This window comes from Campylobacter sp. MIT 99-7217 (genome assembly GCF_006864365.1).
GTDB lineage: Bacteria > Campylobacterota > Campylobacteria > Campylobacterales > Campylobacteraceae > Campylobacter_D.
Genome location: NZ_QHLJ01000002.1, coordinates 22,172 through 40,346 on the forward strand (window position 1 = coordinate 22,172; position 18,175 = coordinate 40,346).

Annotated in this window: 15 protein-coding genes; 11 read left to right on the forward strand and 4 right to left on the reverse strand. The window is 33.2% G+C overall.

Annotated features, from left to right (window positions below):
- Positions 1–2: 2 nt before the first annotated feature.
- Complete coding sequence (locus DMB92_RS01965) at positions 3–1,337, reverse strand: apolipoprotein N-acyltransferase (RefSeq protein ID WP_142681374.1); 1,335 nt, start codon at positions 1,335–1,337, stop codon at positions 3–5.
- On the opposite strand from DMB92_RS01965, the gene yajC reads away from it, so the two are divergent.
- The 11 genes from yajC to DMB92_RS02020 are packed head-to-tail and all read left to right on the forward strand — an operon-like array spanning position 1,310 to position 14,437.
- The gene (yajC, locus tag DMB92_RS01970; RefSeq protein WP_142681375.1) at positions 1,310–1,582 is read left to right on the forward strand and encodes a preprotein translocase subunit YajC; all 273 of its coding nucleotides are present in this window, start codon (positions 1,310–1,312) and stop codon (positions 1,580–1,582) included. The genes DMB92_RS01965 and yajC overlap by 28 nt on opposite strands.
- Positions 1,575–3,158 (forward strand): protein translocase subunit SecD, encoded by a 1,584-nt coding sequence (gene secD, locus DMB92_RS01975; protein WP_142681376.1) that lies wholly within the window; start codon positions 1,575–1,577, stop codon positions 3,156–3,158. Before yajC ends, secD begins: the two co-directional genes overlap by 8 nt.
- Complete coding sequence (secF, locus tag DMB92_RS01980) at positions 3,158–4,129, forward strand: protein translocase subunit SecF (RefSeq protein ID WP_142681377.1); 972 nt, start codon at positions 3,158–3,160, stop codon at positions 4,127–4,129. Before secD ends, secF begins: the two co-directional genes overlap by 1 nt.
- On the forward strand, positions 4,129–6,567 hold the full coding sequence (leuS, locus tag DMB92_RS01985) for a leucine--tRNA ligase (protein WP_142681378.1): 2,439 nt from the start codon (positions 4,129–4,131) through the stop codon (positions 6,565–6,567). Before secF ends, leuS begins: the two co-directional genes overlap by 1 nt.
- Positions 6,564–7,073, forward strand: coding sequence for an LPS assembly lipoprotein LptE (lptE, locus tag DMB92_RS01990; RefSeq protein WP_142681379.1), 510 nt, complete (start codon positions 6,564–6,566; stop codon positions 7,071–7,073). Before leuS ends, lptE begins: the two co-directional genes overlap by 4 nt.
- Positions 7,060–8,433 (forward strand): hypothetical protein, encoded by a 1,374-nt coding sequence (locus DMB92_RS01995; protein ID WP_142681380.1) that lies wholly within the window; start codon positions 7,060–7,062, stop codon positions 8,431–8,433. The genes lptE and DMB92_RS01995 overlap by 14 nt, the downstream gene beginning before the upstream one ends.
- A complete protein-coding gene (locus tag DMB92_RS02000; RefSeq protein WP_142681381.1) occupies positions 8,426–9,607 on the forward strand; it encodes a Mur ligase family protein in 1,182 nt (393 codons plus the stop codon). The genes DMB92_RS01995 and DMB92_RS02000 overlap by 8 nt, the downstream gene beginning before the upstream one ends.
- Positions 9,585–10,487: a M23 family metallopeptidase gene (locus DMB92_RS02005; protein WP_142681382.1), complete on the forward strand. Its 903-nt coding sequence runs from the start codon at positions 9,585–9,587 to the stop codon at positions 10,485–10,487. Before DMB92_RS02000 ends, DMB92_RS02005 begins: the two co-directional genes overlap by 23 nt.
- A complete protein-coding gene (locus DMB92_RS02010; protein WP_142681383.1) occupies positions 10,433–10,819 on the forward strand; it encodes a polymer-forming cytoskeletal protein in 387 nt (128 codons plus the stop codon). The genes DMB92_RS02005 and DMB92_RS02010 overlap by 55 nt, the downstream gene beginning before the upstream one ends.
- A 7-nt stretch (positions 10,820–10,826) precedes the next feature.
- On the forward strand, positions 10,827–13,760 hold the full coding sequence (locus tag DMB92_RS02015; RefSeq protein WP_142681384.1) for a DEAD/DEAH box helicase: 2,934 nt from the start codon (positions 10,827–10,829) through the stop codon (positions 13,758–13,760).
- Positions 13,760–14,437, forward strand: coding sequence for a 3-methyladenine DNA glycosylase (locus DMB92_RS02020; RefSeq protein ID WP_142681385.1), 678 nt, complete (start codon positions 13,760–13,762; stop codon positions 14,435–14,437). The genes DMB92_RS02015 and DMB92_RS02020 overlap by 1 nt, the downstream gene beginning before the upstream one ends.
- On the opposite strand, the gene DMB92_RS02025 is transcribed toward DMB92_RS02020, so the two are convergent.
- From DMB92_RS02025 to DMB92_RS02035, 3 genes are read right to left on the reverse strand one after another with little or no spacing between them, the layout of a single operon-like run.
- Positions 14,434–16,422, reverse strand: a complete 1,989-nt coding sequence (locus tag DMB92_RS02025; RefSeq protein WP_142681386.1) for an LTA synthase family protein — start codon at positions 16,420–16,422, stop codon at positions 14,434–14,436. The genes DMB92_RS02020 and DMB92_RS02025 overlap by 4 nt on opposite strands.
- Complete coding sequence (locus DMB92_RS02030; RefSeq protein ID WP_142681387.1) at positions 16,419–17,003, reverse strand: hypothetical protein; 585 nt, start codon at positions 17,001–17,003, stop codon at positions 16,419–16,421. Before DMB92_RS02030 ends, DMB92_RS02025 begins: the two co-directional genes overlap by 4 nt.
- The gene (locus DMB92_RS02035; protein WP_142681388.1) at positions 17,003–18,151 is read right to left on the reverse strand and encodes a sialidase family protein; all 1,149 of its coding nucleotides are present in this window, start codon (positions 18,149–18,151) and stop codon (positions 17,003–17,005) included. Before DMB92_RS02035 ends, DMB92_RS02030 begins: the two co-directional genes overlap by 1 nt.
- Positions 18,152–18,175 lie beyond the last annotated feature (24 nt).

Genomic DNA, 18,175 nt, shown 5'->3' on the forward strand with positions numbered 1-18,175 from the left:
TTCTAACTCAACAATGCTAAAATTTTGTCTTTTGCTTCAAGTGTGTATTTTTTCACTATGGATTGTTTTGGGGTAATGATAGCTGTTTGTTCTCCATTTGTTGCATGATAGATACTTACTGCATATTTATTAGCATAATAACGCATTAAAAGTTTTTGCAAACTTGGTTCAACGAAGCCATCAAACCATGCATTGTTAGAAATAGCCACGATAATTTTGCTTTGTTTATAAAGCTCTTCCTTACTTGCTTCATAGCAAATGGCGTTAGTAATATTTTGATCATGTATGGTGTAAGTATTAAGCCTTTCTCCTCTTGAAAACTCAGCCATATTTGGCATCAGATATTTTCTAAAAGTATCTTTAAAAAATGGAATTTCTTCTCCAAAAGGCACGAGATAGTATTTATTTAAAATTTTATCCCTACCCTTTTCAAAAACATAAGTGCTATTAAAAACTTTATCATCTTGCTCGCTAAATGCACCGACAACGATAGAAATTTGATAAGAAAGCTCTTGTAAAATAGCATAATATCGCCCATCAAAATCTCTTTCTAAATTAAAAGCAAAAGCACTTTCAGGTAAAATCACAAGCTCTTTTTTTTCTTCTATTGCCTTTTGAATTTCAGCAATCAAATCATCTGAGTTTTTTTGCATATTTTCATAAAAATACTTTTGACTTTGAGAAATATCTGTATGAATAAGCTTGTAATCTACATTCAAACTCTCATAAGGAGTATCTTTAAGTTGAATACCAAGATAAAAAAGTCCTAAAATGATAGCAATTTTATAATATCTTGAAATATATCTTTCATGATAAAAATAAGCGATGAGAAAAATACAAACAACACCCTTTAAAGAGCTTTCAAAGACACCAAAGCTCGTTAAAATTCCCCAATTTAGCCAATCAAATCCCAAAATATGAAGATATGAAAGTAAAAAAATACCTGTAAGTCTTAGAAAATCATATTTAAAAGCATAACAAATTCGAAATAAAATCCCATAAACCAGCCCAACCCCTAAAATTTCAAAAGGCACAAGATAAGTTAAGCCAAAATAAATAGAAGAAAGGCTAAGCCACCAAAACCAAAGCAAGCCAATAAAAAATCCTGTCCAAAAATATCCAAATTTATCACTTCTTAAAAGCAAAATGAAACCATAGATAGCAAAAAAAACTGAAAAAAGTTCGAAAAATATATTTTCCAAAAAAGACAAATATATAGAATTTGAAATGAAAAATGCACAAGTAAAGGCTTTTATTATTTTAAAAATGTTAGAATTAGGGTTTAATTTTTTAAAAAAAGGAAAAGAAAATGGAACAAAATTCAATGCTAACCTCATTATTACCTCTGATCGTTTTATTTGCGATTTTTTATTTCTTGGTGATAAGACCTCAACAAAAACAAGCCAAAGCTCACAAACAAATGATTTCAGAGCTTAGTAAAGGTGATAAAATCATCACTAATGGCGGACTTATCTGTGAAGTAGTAAAACCCGAAGAGGATTTTATCAAAGTTAAGCTTAATGATGAGAATGTTATGGCAAAAATTTCAAAAGAATTTATAGCAAAGAAAATCAATGACTGATAAAAAAATCACTTATAAATTTTGGGTATTTGCCCTTGTTTTAATCTTTGGAGTGGCTTTTTCACTACCTTCTTTTTTGCAAAGTGAAAAGGGCAAAAAAATCAATCTTGGACTTGATTTACAAGGTGGACTTTATATGCTTTTAGGCGTTGATAATGAAGAGGCTGTAAAATCCAAGATCAAATCCATAGCTTCAGCACTTAATTATGAGATTAATAAACAAAATATCATCATCGATGAACTCAAAATCAGTGATACAAGTATTGATTTTAGGCTTTTTGATAACTTAGATGTCGAAAAAATCAATGCTGTTTTAAAAGAAATTCAAGGATTAGAGATCAAAAATGAAAACATGCATTATAGTATCGCTTTAAGTGCAGCTGAAACTAAGGCTACTTATGATTATGCCCTTCTTCAAGCAGTAGAAACCATAAGAAACCGCCTTGATGAATTTGGACTTGCTGAACCCACAGTAGCTAAACAAGGAGATGATAAGATCTTGGTTGAGCTTGCTGGGATCAAAACTCAAGAAGATGAGCAAATCGCTAAAGAAAGGATTACAAAAGCAGCTCATTTACAACTCATGGAAGTAGATGAAGCAAGAATGCCTATGGCACAAACTCTAAGCCAAGCTTCAGCCGCTGCTTATGGAGATGTTATCTTAGCTGATGCAAAAAATGAAAATATCAAATACGCCCTAAAAGCTATCCCTGTTCTTGACGGCTCAACACTTACCGATGCAAGGGTGGCTTTTTCTCAAGATCAAAATACCCCTATTATCAATTTTACACTCAATTCTCAAGGAGCAAGAATCTTTGCTGATTACACCGAAAAAAATGTAGGCAAACGCCTTGCTATAGTCCTTGATAACAAGGTTTATTCAGCTCCTAGGATTAATGAAAGAATTGGTGGAGGAAGTGGGCAAATTAGCGGAAATTTCACACCAAATGAGGCAAGAGATGTTGCTGTAGCTTTAAGAAGTGGGGCTTTGATCGCTCCTGTTAAATTGCTTGAACAAAGAAGCATAGGACCATCTTTAGGAAGTGATAGTATAGAAAAGTCTATGATTGCTCTTATAGGTGCTAGCATTGCTATTGTCGTGTTTATGATGATTTATTATGGCATAGCTGGAATTTTTGCAAATTTAGCCCTTGTGGTTAATATCTTGGTTGTCGTTGCTGTAATGGCACTTTTTGGTGCGACACTAACTCTACCCGGAATGGCTGGTCTTGTCTTAACAGTTGGTATGGCAGTAGATGCAAATGTAATCATCAATGAAAGGATTAGAGAGCTTTTAAGAGAGGGTAAGTCTATCAGACAAAGTGTAGCAGATGGCTATAAGCATGCTATGAGTGCGATTATAGATTCAAATATTACTTCTTTGGTTACTGCTATAGCACTTTATACTTATGGAACAGGAGCTGTAAAGGGCTTTGCCGTAACAACTGGTATAGGTATAGTTGTGAGTATGATAACAGCTATTTGGGGAACTCATGCTATGTTTGATCTTTTTATGGCTAAAATGATGAAGAGTGCAAATACAAGACTTTGGTTTGGATATAGGAGAAAAATTTAATGCAGTTTTTTAGCGAGAAAAAAGTTTATGATTTTATGCGTATGCGTTTTGGCGCTTACGCAATTACCGGATTTTTAGTCCTTGCTTGTATTTGGCTTTTATTTGATCGTGGTTTGCAGTATGGTATTGATTTTAGTGGAGGAACCCTCATACAAATGAAGTATGAAGAAAAAGCTCCTATACCGCAGATCAGAGAAAAACTCGAACTTGGTGGGGATTTTCAAAATTTAAGTGTTACTGAATTTGGAAGCGATGATGAGATCACTATTCGCTTTTTAGGATCAAATGACAATATAAACGAAAATATAAGCGATACGATCAGCGAACTTTTAAAAGATACAGGTCATTTTGAAATTCGCCGTGTTGATGTCGTAGGACCAAAGGTTGGAGATGAGCTTAAAAATAAAGGCTTTATGGCGATTAGCGTTTCTTTGATTGCTATACTCATTTATATAGCACTTCGTTTTGAATGGCGTTTTGCCATGGCAGCTATCCTAACAACTATGCATGATGTTTTGATCACACTTGGAGCGATTTCCTTGCTTAAAATCGATGTTAATTTAGACACCCTAGCTGCTGTTTTAACTGTGCTTGGTTATTCTTTAAATGATACTGTCATCATCTTTGATAGAATTCGTGAGGGGGTCAAAACGAGCAAGAAAAGCGATCTTGCCCCTATCATCAATGAAAGCGTTTCAGCTACCCTTTCAAGAACAGTGCTTACCTCAGGGCTTACCTTAGCCACTGTTGTGATCTTGTATTTTTTTGGTGGCTCTATGATAGAAGGTTTTTCTTTAGCTATGATAGTAGGTATAATAGCTGGAACTTTAAGTTCGATTTTTGTTGCAAGCCCTGCTCTTCTTTGGTTTAATTTCAAGATTGATCACTACCGACAAAAAGAACTTGATAAAATCAAACGCAAACAAGAAGCAGCTAAACAAAGAGCCTTATACGAAAAAGGGAGCATTTAATGGGATATAAAGCAAAAGATATAGAAAAAAAATGGCAAGAAATTTGGCTTAAAAATAAAGCTTTTGAACCAAGCAAAGACTACACCAAACCCAAAAAATATATCTTATCTATGTTTCCGTATCCAAGCGGACGCATACATATGGGGCATGTTAGAAACTATACCATAGGCGATGCTCTAGCAAGGCATTATAGAAAAATGGGTTATAATGTTTTGCATCCTATAGGCTTTGATAGCTTTGGAATGCCTGCTGAAAATGCTGCTATCACACATAAAATTCACCCTAAAATTTGGACCTATGACAATATAGACTACATGAAAAAAGAACTTTTTTCTTTGGGTTTTAGCTTTTCAAGAAAAAAGATCCTTGCTACTTCTGATCCTATATATACGAAATTTGAGCAAGAAATTTTCATTAAAATGCTTGAAAAAGGGCTGGTCTATACCAAAGAAGCCCTAGTTAACTGGTGTGAAACAGATCAAACCGTGCTTGCAAACGAACAAGTTGAAGATGGAAAATGCTGGCGTTGTGGGCATGAAGTTATCCAAAAGAAAATGCCCGGATACTATGTCAAGATAACTGCTTACGCTGAGGAGCTTTTAAAGGATCTTAAAAAACTTGAAAATAAGTGGCCAAATCAAGTTTTAATTATGCAAGAAAATTGGATAGGCAAGAGCCTTGGGCTTGAACTTGCTTTTGAACTTGATGAGGAGGCAAAAAAACAAAGTTTTGTGGATAAATTTGAGGTCTTTACAACAAGAGCAGATACGATCTATGGGGTTTCTTATGTGGCTTTAGCACCAGAGCATGAAATTGTTGCTAATCTACTTAAAAACAATGCCCTTGATGAAAAAACCACGCAGGCTATCAAAACTATACAAAATCAAAGCCCAAAACAAAGACAAATGAATGATAAAGAGGGCTATTTCTTAGGAATTTATGCACTTCACCCCCTCACAAAGGAAAAAATACCTATTTGGGTAGCAAATTTTGTTTTGGCTGATTATGGAAGCGGTGCTGTTATGGCTGTGCCAGCTCATGATGAGAGGGATTATGACTTTGCTTTAAAATATGGCTTAGAAATCAAAAAAGTCATTTCTTCAAAAGATGCTAAGGAAAATGAAGCCTATACTCAAAAAAATGGAATTTTAATCAATAGTGATATCTTTAATAATCTTGAATGCAATGAAGCTAGAGCAAAGATCATTGCTCACTTTGAAAAATTAGGGCTTGGAAAGAGCGTTATTAACTATAAGCTTAGAGATTGGGGGGTTTCAAGGCAAAGATATTGGGGTTGTCCTATCCCTATGGTGCATTGTAAGGATTGTGGTATAGTAAGTGAAAAGATAGAAAATTTACCCATTACCTTGCCTGAAGATATTGTTATTACCGGAGAGGGCAATCCCTTAGAAAAACACCCAACTTGGAAGCTTTGCAAATGTCCTAAGTGCGGAAAAGATGCCTTAAGAGAAACAGACACCCTAGATACTTTTTTTGAAAGTTCTTGGTATTATGCTCGCTTTGCAAGCGATGAGGATACTTGGCAAGAAGTAGCTTTAGATAAACAAAGCACCGAGTATTGGCTTGGGGTCGATCAATACATAGGTGGTATAGAACATGCCATTTTACATCTTTTGTATGCAAGATTTTTTCAAAAAGCCTTAAGGGATCTTGGATATTTAAAAAATGATGAGCCCTTTGATCAACTTTTAACTCAAGGAATGGTCTTAAAAGACGGCAGAAAAATGAGTAAAAGCTGGGGCAATGTCGTAGAACCTGATTTTATCATCAACTTATACGGAGCAGATACAGCAAGGCTTTTCACACTTTTTGCAGCGCCTCCTGCAAAGGAACTTGATTGGAATGATGATGCACTTGAGGGAGCTTATCGCTTTTTGTGCCGTCTTTGGGATAGAGCCTTGAAGCTTGAGGGCAAAAAGCTTGAAAGTATAGTCCAAGAAAAACTAAATAAAGAAGAAAAATATGCGAGATTAAAGGTTTTTGAAGCTGCAAAAAAAGGTGAAGAGGTATTTGAGAAAAGCTTTGCTCTTAATACCCTCATTGCTGCTTGCATGGAAGCACTAAATGCTTTGAACGCAGCTAAAAATGAAAATTTAGAACTTGAGGGCTTTTATATCATCTTAAATTTACTAGAACCCATAGTTCCGCACATTGCTTATGAGCTTTCAAATAGGCTCTTTGGGTGTGAAAATTTCCAAAAAATCAAGCTTATAGATGAAGTTTTTATCAAGGATAGCTTTAGCATAGGTGTGAGTATCAATGGTAAAAAAAGAGCCGAACTTGAAATAAATGCTCATTTAAGCCAAGATGAAATTATCAATGAAGCAAAGCAAAGCGTTAAAAAATGGCTTGAGGGCAAGGAACTTTTAAAAGAAATTTATGTTGAAAAAAAGCTTGTAAATTTGGTTGTAAAATGAAAATTGTAATCTTGAGCTTTTTACTTTTTTACATCGGTGCTTGTGGCTATGCCCCAACAAGTAAAATCTCAAGCAATGTTTTTAATGATAAAATTTATGTAGAAGTCATCATCAACCAGCAAGATCCTCAAAATAGTATTTTCGTCGTGGATACCTTAAGAGAGGTCGTTTTAAATAAACTTGGAAAAACCCCAGCTTTAAAATCAGAAGCTGATGATACGATAAGGGTTGAAATGAATAATCTAAGTTTTACTCCTATTATCTACGATGAAAATGGCTATGTTATAGGCTATAAGGCTAAACTTGAACTTGAATTTTATGTGAGCTTTAAAGATAAACAAGATGAAAGCATTAAAACAACAGGAAGCTATGATTTTGCTATTTCCCCAAATAGCGTCATCAGTGATACCGCGAGACTTGAAGCCATAAGAACAGCATCAAGTGAAGCTTTTGATGAATTTATTTCGGTCTTAGCGATCAAAGGGCAACAAAATGTCAAATATTAGCGAACTTGCAAAACAAACACTCATTGTTTTACATGAAAGAGGACTTAAACCAACCCCTGAAAATTACTCTGAAGTTTTTGAGGAACTAAGCTCTAAAAAGGGTTATAGCGGTGGGACAAAGGAAAAGATTGAAAAATTTAAAAATCTACTTATTCCAGCTTATCAAGAAAATTTAAAAAATCGAAATTTCAAAAATACAGATGAGCTTTTAAGTTTTTTGATCTCCTTACTCAATAGACAAGGCACAGAAAAGGTTTCAAGCTTTTATGAGCCTTTAAATTTGATCCTAAAGGCTTTGCTTGTTAGCAAAGATAAGAAAATAAAAGATATGGCTTCACTAAGCTTAAGTCGAATTTCTAAAACTATGGATGCTGAAATGATTTTTTTGCTCGAAAAAAAATGGCAAGAATTTCAAAAAAACTATGAAAATAATGATTTTGAAGAAGAGCTTAAAAAATACGGCATTAAAAATGAGGATTTTAACTCGACCATAAAAAAACTTTTAACCCAGCTTGATTTAAGATCTTATGAGTATTTTGCAAGCTTGCTAGCAGCTTGCATGAAACCTTCCTTAGTTCAAAGTGAACTCATTGATAATTTTGCCAAAAATCTTGAAGACAAACCAAGTAAGCTTTTAGATAAAAATTTTAAAAATATCTTACTAGAATATATCAATAAAAGAATTGCTGCGGATATGATCTTTGTGCAAAAAAATTTAAGTTTTTTTAATCAAAATTTATTAAAACTTAACCAAATGCTTGATTTGCTTCAAAATATCAATCAAAAAAATATCGACTTTGTTAATGGTTTTGATCATAAAAAAGAAGATATTCAGCTCAGTTTTGATGATATAAAATCCAAATTTATGGAGCTTAATGAAAAAATTAATGCTATTAATGCTCAAATTAAAATCACAAATGATCCAAAACAAAGACAAGAATGGAGTTTAGAAAAAGAAATCCTCAAACTTGATGAAAGATTTTTATCTTATAAGCTTAACTATGCTCTATGCTTGTTTAGCGTGAGCAATTATCATTTCATTATAGAAAAATACGGCATCATCAACCTAGGAGAAATTCTTACTCGCTTAAAAACTATCCTTGAAAACAGCTGTGGTGAGCTTGATGAGCTTTGGATTGTTGATGAAAAATCTTTCATGCTTATCATTCGTAACAAAAGCTATGATGAGGTGATTAATTTAGTTCAAAGAAACATTACAAGTATAGAAAATTATAAATTCATCTATCAACAAGAAGTCGTTGTGCCAAGAATTCAAAGCTTTTTTATGGACAAACAAAGCTATCCTCATCTTAATATCTATAAAGAGCTTTTAAAAAAATTAGATAGCGAAAATGAATAAAACCTTTCTTGCTTTCTTAGAAACCAAAAGCCAAAACTACGATAAAATAGATCGCTTTAGAGCCTTTAGATTTTTTGAAAAATACAAACAGCATTTTAAACTAAAACCTATCATTCATATCATAGGAACAAATGGCAAGGGAAGCACAGGACGCTTTTTAACTCAGCTTTTACTAGGTCTTGGCTTTAAGGTGGGACATTATACAAGTCCTCATATTTTTAAATTTAACGAAAGATTTTATTTTAATGGCAAAATTGCTAGTGATGAGCTTTTAAATAAAACACACGAAAAGCTAAAAAATATCTTTAAAGATGACTTAGAAAAACTTAGTTATTTCGAATACGCAACCTTTTTAGCAGCTCTTATGTTTGAAGAATGTGAATTTGTTATTTTTGAAGCAGGCATTGGAGGAGAATACGATGCTACCTCTCTTTTTGAAAAAAGACTTAGCATTTTTACAAAAATTGGTTTTGATCATATGCAAATTTTGGGCTCTAGTTTAAAAGAAATTTCAAGAACCAAGCTCAAAGTTATGTCAAAAGAAGCGATTATTTCGCATGAACAAGAACAAATTACCCTTGATCTTGCTTTAAAGATCGCTCTTTTAAAAAATGCAAAACTTTCTTTTCTCAATGAAAGCTTGAATGAAAATTTACTTCAAGGCGTTCATCTTTATCAAAAAAAATACCCCTTAGTAGCTTTTTTAAAACACAACCTCTTGCTTGCCTGTGCAAGCTTAAATCAAATGCTAGGACAAGAACTATGCTTAAAAGCTCTTGAAAGGCTTGGAAAACTTGATCTAAGAGGACGATGTGAAAAAATAGCTGAAAATATCTATATCGATGTGGGACATAACGAAATGGCCGCTCAAGCCTTAGCTGATGAACTAAGTGGAGAAAAGGTGGTTTTAATCTATAATGCCTTTATGGATAAAGATATTTTTTCAATTTTAAGAAAATTAAAGCCTATAATTGCTAAAATTAGTATTTACAATTATAAAAGCGAGGAAAGAAAACTCGCCAATAAAACGATCAAGCAAGCTTGCGAAGAGCTTGAAATAAAATGCGAAGAGTTTCAAACATTTGATAAAAATGAAAAATATTTAGTATTTGGCTCTTTTGTTTTGGTTGAAAATTTTTTAAGAGGCTATATTGAAAAAACTAAAAGCTCATAAATTTACAATTACCATAACAGATGTTAATGGTTCAAGGCATTTTCATTTATCACAAATCATAAAAAAAGTCGCCTTATATACCATACTCTTTATTTTGGCATTTTTAGTCTTCTCAGCCTTTTATATTGACTATCTCAATGGAAAAGTTACTGAAATTTCAAACAAAAGAGAAGATCTGATCCAAAAAAGCAAAGAACTTGAAAAAGCTAATGAAAAAATGCAAGAAAGCGTAGCCAAAAAAGCTGAGGAATACTCGCTCATAGAAAATAAAATAGCCCTTTTTGAAGAGCAGCTTGGTCTTGATAGCGAAAACAATCTCACCCTTAATGCTAGACTTGATAAGCTTAATCTAACAAACGAACAACAAATTGGAGTTTTACTTCAAATTCCAAATGGCTATCCCATAGAAAACAGAGGCATTACGGGAAATTACGGCTGGAGGGATCACCCTGTTTTAAATAGAAAAGAATTTCATTCAGGTATTGATCTTAGAGCACCCATTGGAACGCCTATTTATGCTCCTGCAAATGGGGTTGTTGAGTTTTCATCGTATAATAGCAATGGATATGGATATATGATTATTTTGGTGCATAATTTTGGCTTTAAAACCGTTTATGCTCACATGACAAGAAAAGATGTGGTTCAGCCCGGGGAATTTGTAACAAAAGGACAACTCATAGGCTATACGGGCAATACAGGCGTAAGCACTGGACCTCATTTGCACTATGAAGTGCGTTTTATAAATAAAACCTTAGAACCTTTATATTTTTTAAATTTGACTCGCAAAAACATGGATAAATTTTTTAATCAAGAAAGGAGAGTACCATGGCAATCTTTAATAAAAGCAATATCAACTCAAGCGTCTCAGAAACAACAGTAATTTCTTCGGGCGCTAGGATTGAAGGACAATTTTATTTTAATTCCATGCTTCATTTAGATGGAGAAATCAGTGGTGTGATCAATTCACAAAGTCAAGTTGTTATCGGCAAAAATGGCGTCTTAAAAGGACAGCTTAACGCTGATAAGGTTATTGTAAGTGGTGTTTTTGAAGGAGAGCTTGAAACAAATGTTCTTGAAATTTTAGAAGGCGGCTTAGTCAATGGAAATATCATTATCAAGCAAATCGCCATTGAAAGCGGTGGGAGATTTGTTGGTAACAGCAAACTTAAAGATGACAATACAATCAATCTAATAGAAAACGCTCAAGACTAAGCTGTAAATGCAAGCCAATCTTTACGAATTTTTACAAAAAACAAAATGCGAGCTTGTGCTTTGTGAAGACGATAAAGAGGCTGATTTACTTGCACAAGTGAGTATTTTTCAAGGTTTAAAAACCTTTGTTTTGCCGGATTTTAGAGCTGAGTTTAATGATGATTTAAAACCTTTTTCAAAGGAACTTTTTGAAATTTGTAAGGTTTTAAATGCTTATCATCAAACAGACTCAGCCAAAATTCTCATCAGTCCCATAAAAACTATACTCAATAAGCTTCCGGGTAAAAATCATCTTAAAAATCTTAATTTAAATCTCAATCAACAAATTAAGCTCAACGAACTTAAAGATGAATTTGAACGCTTGGGCTATGAATTTGTAGATATGGTGCAAGATAGGGCTGAGGTATCTTTTAGGGGAGAAATCATTGATATTTTTGCTATCAATGAAGAAAATCCTTTTAGAATTTTACTTTTTGAAGATGAGATTGAAAGTATAAGATATTTTGATCTTAATACACAAAAATCCATACCCAAAGAACTTTCAAGCATTAAAATTTGCCCCTTTTTATCAAATTTTTCCAAACAAGGTTTTATTGATTTTCAAAACAAGCTCGAAGAAAGGCAAAATCAAAGCCTTATTAGCGATATTAACTCGCTTGGTTTTTGGTGCATTGATGATTTTTTTGATTATTTAAGCCTTGATTTTATGTCTATAAAAGCTTTTGTCCAAGAAGAGTTTTCAAGGGATATTTCTTTTATCAATAAAAAAATTATCCCCGAAGCTAAGATTTATAAGGACTTGCAAAGCTCTTATACGAGGGATTTTTTTAGTTTTCATAAGGATAAAAAGATTACTATCCTTGCTAGAAATGAAGCCTTGCTCAAGCAAAAAGGCATAGAGCTTGACATAAATATTTGCTTTAAACAAAGCGAACTTCGTATAAATCTCATCAGCAAAGATGAAATCATACTTTCTTTAAATACAAAGGAAAGAAGAACTTTTCGCAAAAAAGCAAATTTACTCATTGATGAGCTTAAAGTGGGGGATTTTGTAACCCATGAAGATTATGGTGTAGGCAAGTTTTTGGGGCTTGAGATGATTAAAATAGCTGGGGTGCAAAAAGAATTTGTCGCCCTACTTTATCAAAACAATGACAAGCTTTTGCTTCCTGTTGAAAATTTATATATGATCGATAAATTTTTAAGTGCAAGCGGTAATGTTCCCATACTTGATAAGCTTGGTAAGGGTTCGTTTTTAAAACTTAAAGAAAAATTAAAAGAAAAACTTTTTGCCATTGCCAATTCCATTATCTCAATGGCTGCAAAAAGAGCCTTAATCAAACCCAAAGATATAAAGATTGATTATGCTATGCAGGCTAAATTTTCTCAAAGTGCTGGCTTTGTCTATACTGAGGATCAAGAAAAAAGTATAGAAGAAATTTTACAGGACTTTGAAAGTGGCAAGGTCATGGATAGGCTTTTAAGTGGTGATGTGGGCTTTGGAAAAACAGAAATCGCCATGAATGCGATATTCCCTGTTATTAAAAGTGGTTTTTGTGTATTTTTTTTCGTGCCAACCACGCTTTTATCACATCAGCATTTTAAAACACTTAAAAATCGTTTTGAACCCTTTAATATAGAAGTTTTTAAGCTTGATCGTTTCACAAGCTCAAAGGATAAAAAAAGCCTTTTAGAAAATCTTGCTCTTAAAAAGCCTTGCGTTGTTATAGGAACACACTCACTTTTAAATGTGGAATGTGAAAATTTAGCCCTTGTTATCATCGATGAAGAACATAAATTTGGTGTCAAACAAAAAGAAAAGCTTAAAGAATTTACTCAAAATTCACACCTACTTTCAATGTCAGCTACGCCTATTCCAAGAAGCTTAAATCAAGCCCTAAGCTCTATCAAGTCATACAGCATTTTAAGCACGCCTCCGCTTGAAAGACTTGATGTAAGAACCTTTGTAAAGCAAAGTGATGATGCATTGATCAAAGAAGCTATTTCAAGGGAGCTTCGCCGTGGTGGGCAAATTTTTTATATTCACAACCACATCGCTAGTATAAAAGAATGCGAAAAATATCTCAAATCCTTGTTTAAAGACTTGAAAATACTCATTTTGCATTCAAAGATTGATTCTAAGACCACAGAAGAGCAAATGCTTAAATTTGAAAACAAAGAATACGACTTACTTTTATGCACAAGCATAGTTGAAAGTGGTATTGATCTTCCAAATGTCAATACCATCATCGTTGAAAATTCAGATCGTTTTGGAATGGCTGATTTGCACCAACTAAGAGGCAGGGTAGGAAGAAGCGATAAACAGGGGTATTGTTATTTCTTGATAGAAGATAAAAATGCGATCACAAAAGATGCTCTAAAACGCCTTGTAAGCCTTGAAAGCAACTCTTTCTTAGGTTCAGGAAGCATACTTGCTTATCATGATCTTGAAATTCGCGGTGGAGGAAACTTACTTGGGGTTGATCAAAGTGGGCATATCGAACAAGTTGGCTATGGACTTTATCTTAAAATGCTTGAAGATGAACTCAATGCCTTAAGCAAAAAACGAATTTTAGAACAAAAATGCGAACTAAAACTCAATGTCAATGCCTTTTTAAATAGCGATTTAATCAGCGAAGATCGCTTAAGACTTGAGCTTTATAAAAGACTTAGCAAATGCAAAAGCGTAAATAGCGTATATGAAATAGAAGGCGAGATAGAAGATCGCTTTGGCAAACTTGATACTTACACAAAACAATTCCTAGAACTTATCATCATCAAAATTTTAAGCAAGGATCGCTTTAAGCTGATCAGTAATTTTGAAGCAAATATACAATTTACAAATTTAAATGATGAAAAATTTCTCATCAAAGCAAATAGCAAGGACGATGATGATGTGCTTTCTTGCATTTTAAACTATCTTAGACAAAAGGAAAGCTAATGCAAGGCAGTGATATTTTCAAGCTTCTATGCTCTTTAAATTTAAACTTCAAGGACTTTGACTGGTTTGAAAATAAGGGTTTGAGTGAATTTGAGCTTTTGATTTCTGTGATTTTAACGCAAAATACAAATTGGAAAAATGTTTTAAAAGCCTTAGAAAGCCTAAGATCAGCAAAAATCACAAGCCTAGAACACATTTTAAAACTAGAAAATACCGAGCTTGCAAATCTCATCAAGGCAAGTGGCTTTTATAATACCAAGGCAAAAAGGATCAAAGGCTTATGCGAGGCTATTTTAAGAGATTTTGAAAATTTACAAAATTTCAAGGCAAAAGTTAGTAGGCAGTGGCTTTTGAATATCAAGGGCTTAGGTTTTGAAAGTGCTGATGGGATATTAAATTATCTTTGCAATAAAGAAATTCTTGTCGTTGATAGCTACACAAACCGCCTTGCTTTAGCACTAGGATACGAATTTGAAAGCTATGAGGAATTAAGGGAATTTTTTGAAAGCGGGATCAGCAATGAACAAAATGAGCTTTGTAAACTCTTAGGAAAAAAACTTGAACTTTATGAACTTTATCAAATTTTTCATGCTCTTATCATAAGTTTTGCAAAAGCATATTTTAGAGGCAAAAAGCTTAGTGATGAGGGAAGTGCGATTCTTCAAAATCTAGCTTAATCATCTTTTATCTCATAACCATTTCTAAAAATCCACCAGCTCAAAGCCTTGGCTCTTTTAAGCTGTCTTAACAAATGCTCGGCTAAGCTCTCATCATCTTGCAAACTTTGCTCACCTTCAAAATACTCGTTTTTATAGCCATTGTTTAAAAATCTCTCATTTGCAACGGCAAAATACCCTAAAACATAATCTTTTTTAGGCAAAGCCTGGTTTGAAAAAAGAGGATAACCAAAGCTTTCGTATTTAAAGCCTTTTGGTGCGACAAGTTCGACTATGGTAGGCACGATATCGATGTGAGAGCCAAGCTTTGAGGTCATTTTTGGCTTTAAATTTGGTGCGTAGAGTATGAAAGGAATTTGATTTTGCAAGATAGCACTATCTGTTTTAAAAGGATATTCTCTATCATAATGATCGCCTGTGATGACAAAAAGGGAATTTGGAAGGGCTTTTGAAGTTTCTTTGATAAATTTTGCAAGCATTTTATCTTGATAATAAATATGCGCAAAAACCTTTCTAGCCCTTGTTTTATCAGCTATTTCATCATGTTTTTGTAAAAATTGATCTATGCTTTCAAAAGGCACATTAAAATCCTCTAAAGGCAGATCATAAGGAGGGTGATAAGAGGTGGTCATGATCATAGAAAAGGTTTTTTTGCCTGCATTTTCCAAACTTTTTGCCTTGATAAATTCATACAAATAATGATCATAAGCACCCCAAGCGTTTTCAAAAGGTGCTTTAAATCCTTGTTTTTTAGCAAAATCAATAACATGCGTGTTATAAAAAATTTGATCAAAACCTTGAGAAAGCGTGTAGCTGTCAAGCTTTTGCCAAGTTCCAGAGCCTCCGTAGTAAAAATTATTTTCATAGCCTAAGCTTTTAAAGATAAAACCTGCTGAAGTGTTAAATACAGGGCTTTTGCCTACGCTTAGATTAAGCGGAATTTCGATTTGATAAAGTCCGCTGATTTGTACATCAAGACTTTTTATCGTGGAGGCTGCATTTTGGATAAAAATAGGCACGCAAAAGGCAGTTTGTAAATCAATCATTTTTGAAAGCTCACTTGTTAGATTCATCTCCTTAAATTCCTCGTCAAAATGCCAAGCACTAAAGCTTTCGGCCACGATATAAAAAATATGATCGATTTTTGTATCTTTTGAGCTTTGAACCTCTTTTTGAAGCAAATCATGTAAATTTAGCGTTTTAAAGTCATTTTCTTTGAGATTGAAAAAATTAGAAGCTGTTTTTATAGGACTTTCATCGATATAGTTTTGAAAACTTGACTTTGAAATTTGTGCGTAAGATTTATAAACATAGTTTAAATCCCTGTAAGCACCTTGCGTGATCTGCCTTAAAAAAGTATCGCTCACTGGAACAAGCTCTTTTCCTAAAGAAATGCCTTTAAGTCCTATTTGTCCATTGATAGCAAAGAGTAAGCAAAGGGCGAGACACAAAAAAAGAGCTAAATTTTTAAGCTTGCTTAAATTTATAAAACGAGCCTTAAAGATTTTTTGAGCCAAAAAGAGCAAAAATAAAAATAAAGCATAAAAAACAAAGCTTAAAATAAGCCACAAAAGCACCTTTATACTGAGGTTAAACTCCCCACTTAAGCCCGTTTTTAAAATCGCCATTTGATCATCAAAGATAAGTCCTAAAAGCGTTGCATTAAAAACATCTTTGTAAATTTCATAAAAGCCGATATTAGCAATATTGACAAAGCAAGTGATGAAAATACATAAAAAAGCATAAATTCGGACTAATTTTTGCTTTAAAAACAAAGAAAGTAAAAAATATCCAAGCACCAAAACGCCGATAATTTGCCCATCGTATCTAAAAGCATTGTAAAAACTTGTGAAAAAATCAACATTTAAATGAATGCTTCCTTGAATATACAAGATAAAAACAAGCCTTAAGCTTAAAAATACAAAATACAAAAAGATAAAAAAGATAAAAGAATGAATCAAAATTTGTTTAAAAGAAAGTTTCATTTTCTAAGCCTTAATTTTATTTTATTTAAACCTTTTAGCACCAAAAATATCAAAGAAAAAAGCCATAAATACACATCGATTAAGACATCAAAAGCCGTTTTTTCGCCTATCATAAAAACAAGGCTTAAAAGGGCTAAAATTCCATAAAAAGGCTTTATCAAATACAAAATCATCACAAAAATAAACACAATCATGCCTTGATACATCAAGCTAGAGTGATAAAGATCAAATCCTATAAGATTAAGCTCTCCTAAAAATAAAATCAAGCCAAGAACAAAAACTACCACACAAAAGGCTAAATTTAAAGCATTTTGTTCTAAAAAATGAGTGATTTTTAAGCCTGTATGAAAATCTTTAAGCATTTTTCTTAAAATAAAACACAAAAGCAAAAGTATGCTTAAAATACAAGGTGCATCGAAAAAAGAATACCAAAGATTGATTACAGAATGATTTTTTTGATATAAGGGCAGACAAAATAACGCTAAAAAGCTAATAACTAAGATATATTTAAGCCAAATTTTTTGTATAAAGTTAAACGAAGCTAAAAACAAGGCAAGAAAAAGCAAAAACACTCCAAACATCATCTCACTCCTTGCTCAAGCTTTTCTATAAGGCTATTTAGGCTCTCTAAAGAAAAGCGTTTGAAGAGGATATTTTTTCTATCAAGGGTAAAACTTAAATAAGCATTTTTCTCGTCCAAACTCACGCTTGGATAGCTTACCTCATCAGCTTCTTTGATGGTAAAAAGCTTTGTAAAATGAGCCTCATTTGTCAAATTTTCTAAATTTGTAAGATAATACAAAGAAAGGCTTTTTCTTGGCATCTTTTTGCCTGCATCATTATGGACAAGCAAAATGCGTTTTTTGCCCTCAAAATCAAAGCTAAACAAAACACTTGAAGTGTCGTAACTTTTGAGATTTGTTTTGATGATTTGCTCAGGATTTTCACAGCTTTGCATAAAAGCGTCATTTTCATAAGCTTTGTGGTTGCGAAAAAAGATGAGGCAAGAGTTTGAATTTGTGGCTATCATGCTTGGTTGAAGCTGGGATTTTAAAGAATTTAGCCTTTGTGTAAATTTTAGCCTCGCCTTGTCATCAAAATACCCAAGCAAAGCGTATTTATCCGCAAGTTCATGATAAAATGGCAAAACAAAGCCTGAGTTTTGCAAAGCAAGTGCTGGAGTTCTTACTAGATGAGAAAAATTAGCCAAATTTGAAAGCTTTAGCTCGCCGATAAACTCAAGCTTTTCTAAGCTCTCATCAAAACGAAGTTGATAAATCTTGCTCGTTGCCCAGCCTCCAAGGCTAACGCCCACGACAAAAAGATGTACTCTTTCATTTGTATCCTTAAAAAGCACGGGATTGCCAAGTTTTTTGATAAATTTCTTGCTCATCAAAGAAAGATCTTTTGCACTTAAAATCGCCTTTGGTTCATCAAATTTGCCAGCATTTAAAAAACTCTTGTAAATTCTAACATCTTTAGCCCCTTCTTTTGTGCCTGCAAAAAAGACAAGCAAGATGCCTTCTTTAAATCTTAGTAAAGAGCTTGAATGTGCTGATTTTTCTGAATTTTTAATGAGTATTTCATCAAAGCTTAACTCAAGAGCTTTTTGTGTCGTAACTGCAAAATTTAAATTTGTCTTTGCTGTTTTTATGTCATTTTCTTTATAAAAGCTAAGAGAAAAAACGACAAAAAAGCAAACGCAAGCAAAAATAAAAGCCTTTTTCATCTATATTTATTCCAAATTTAAAAT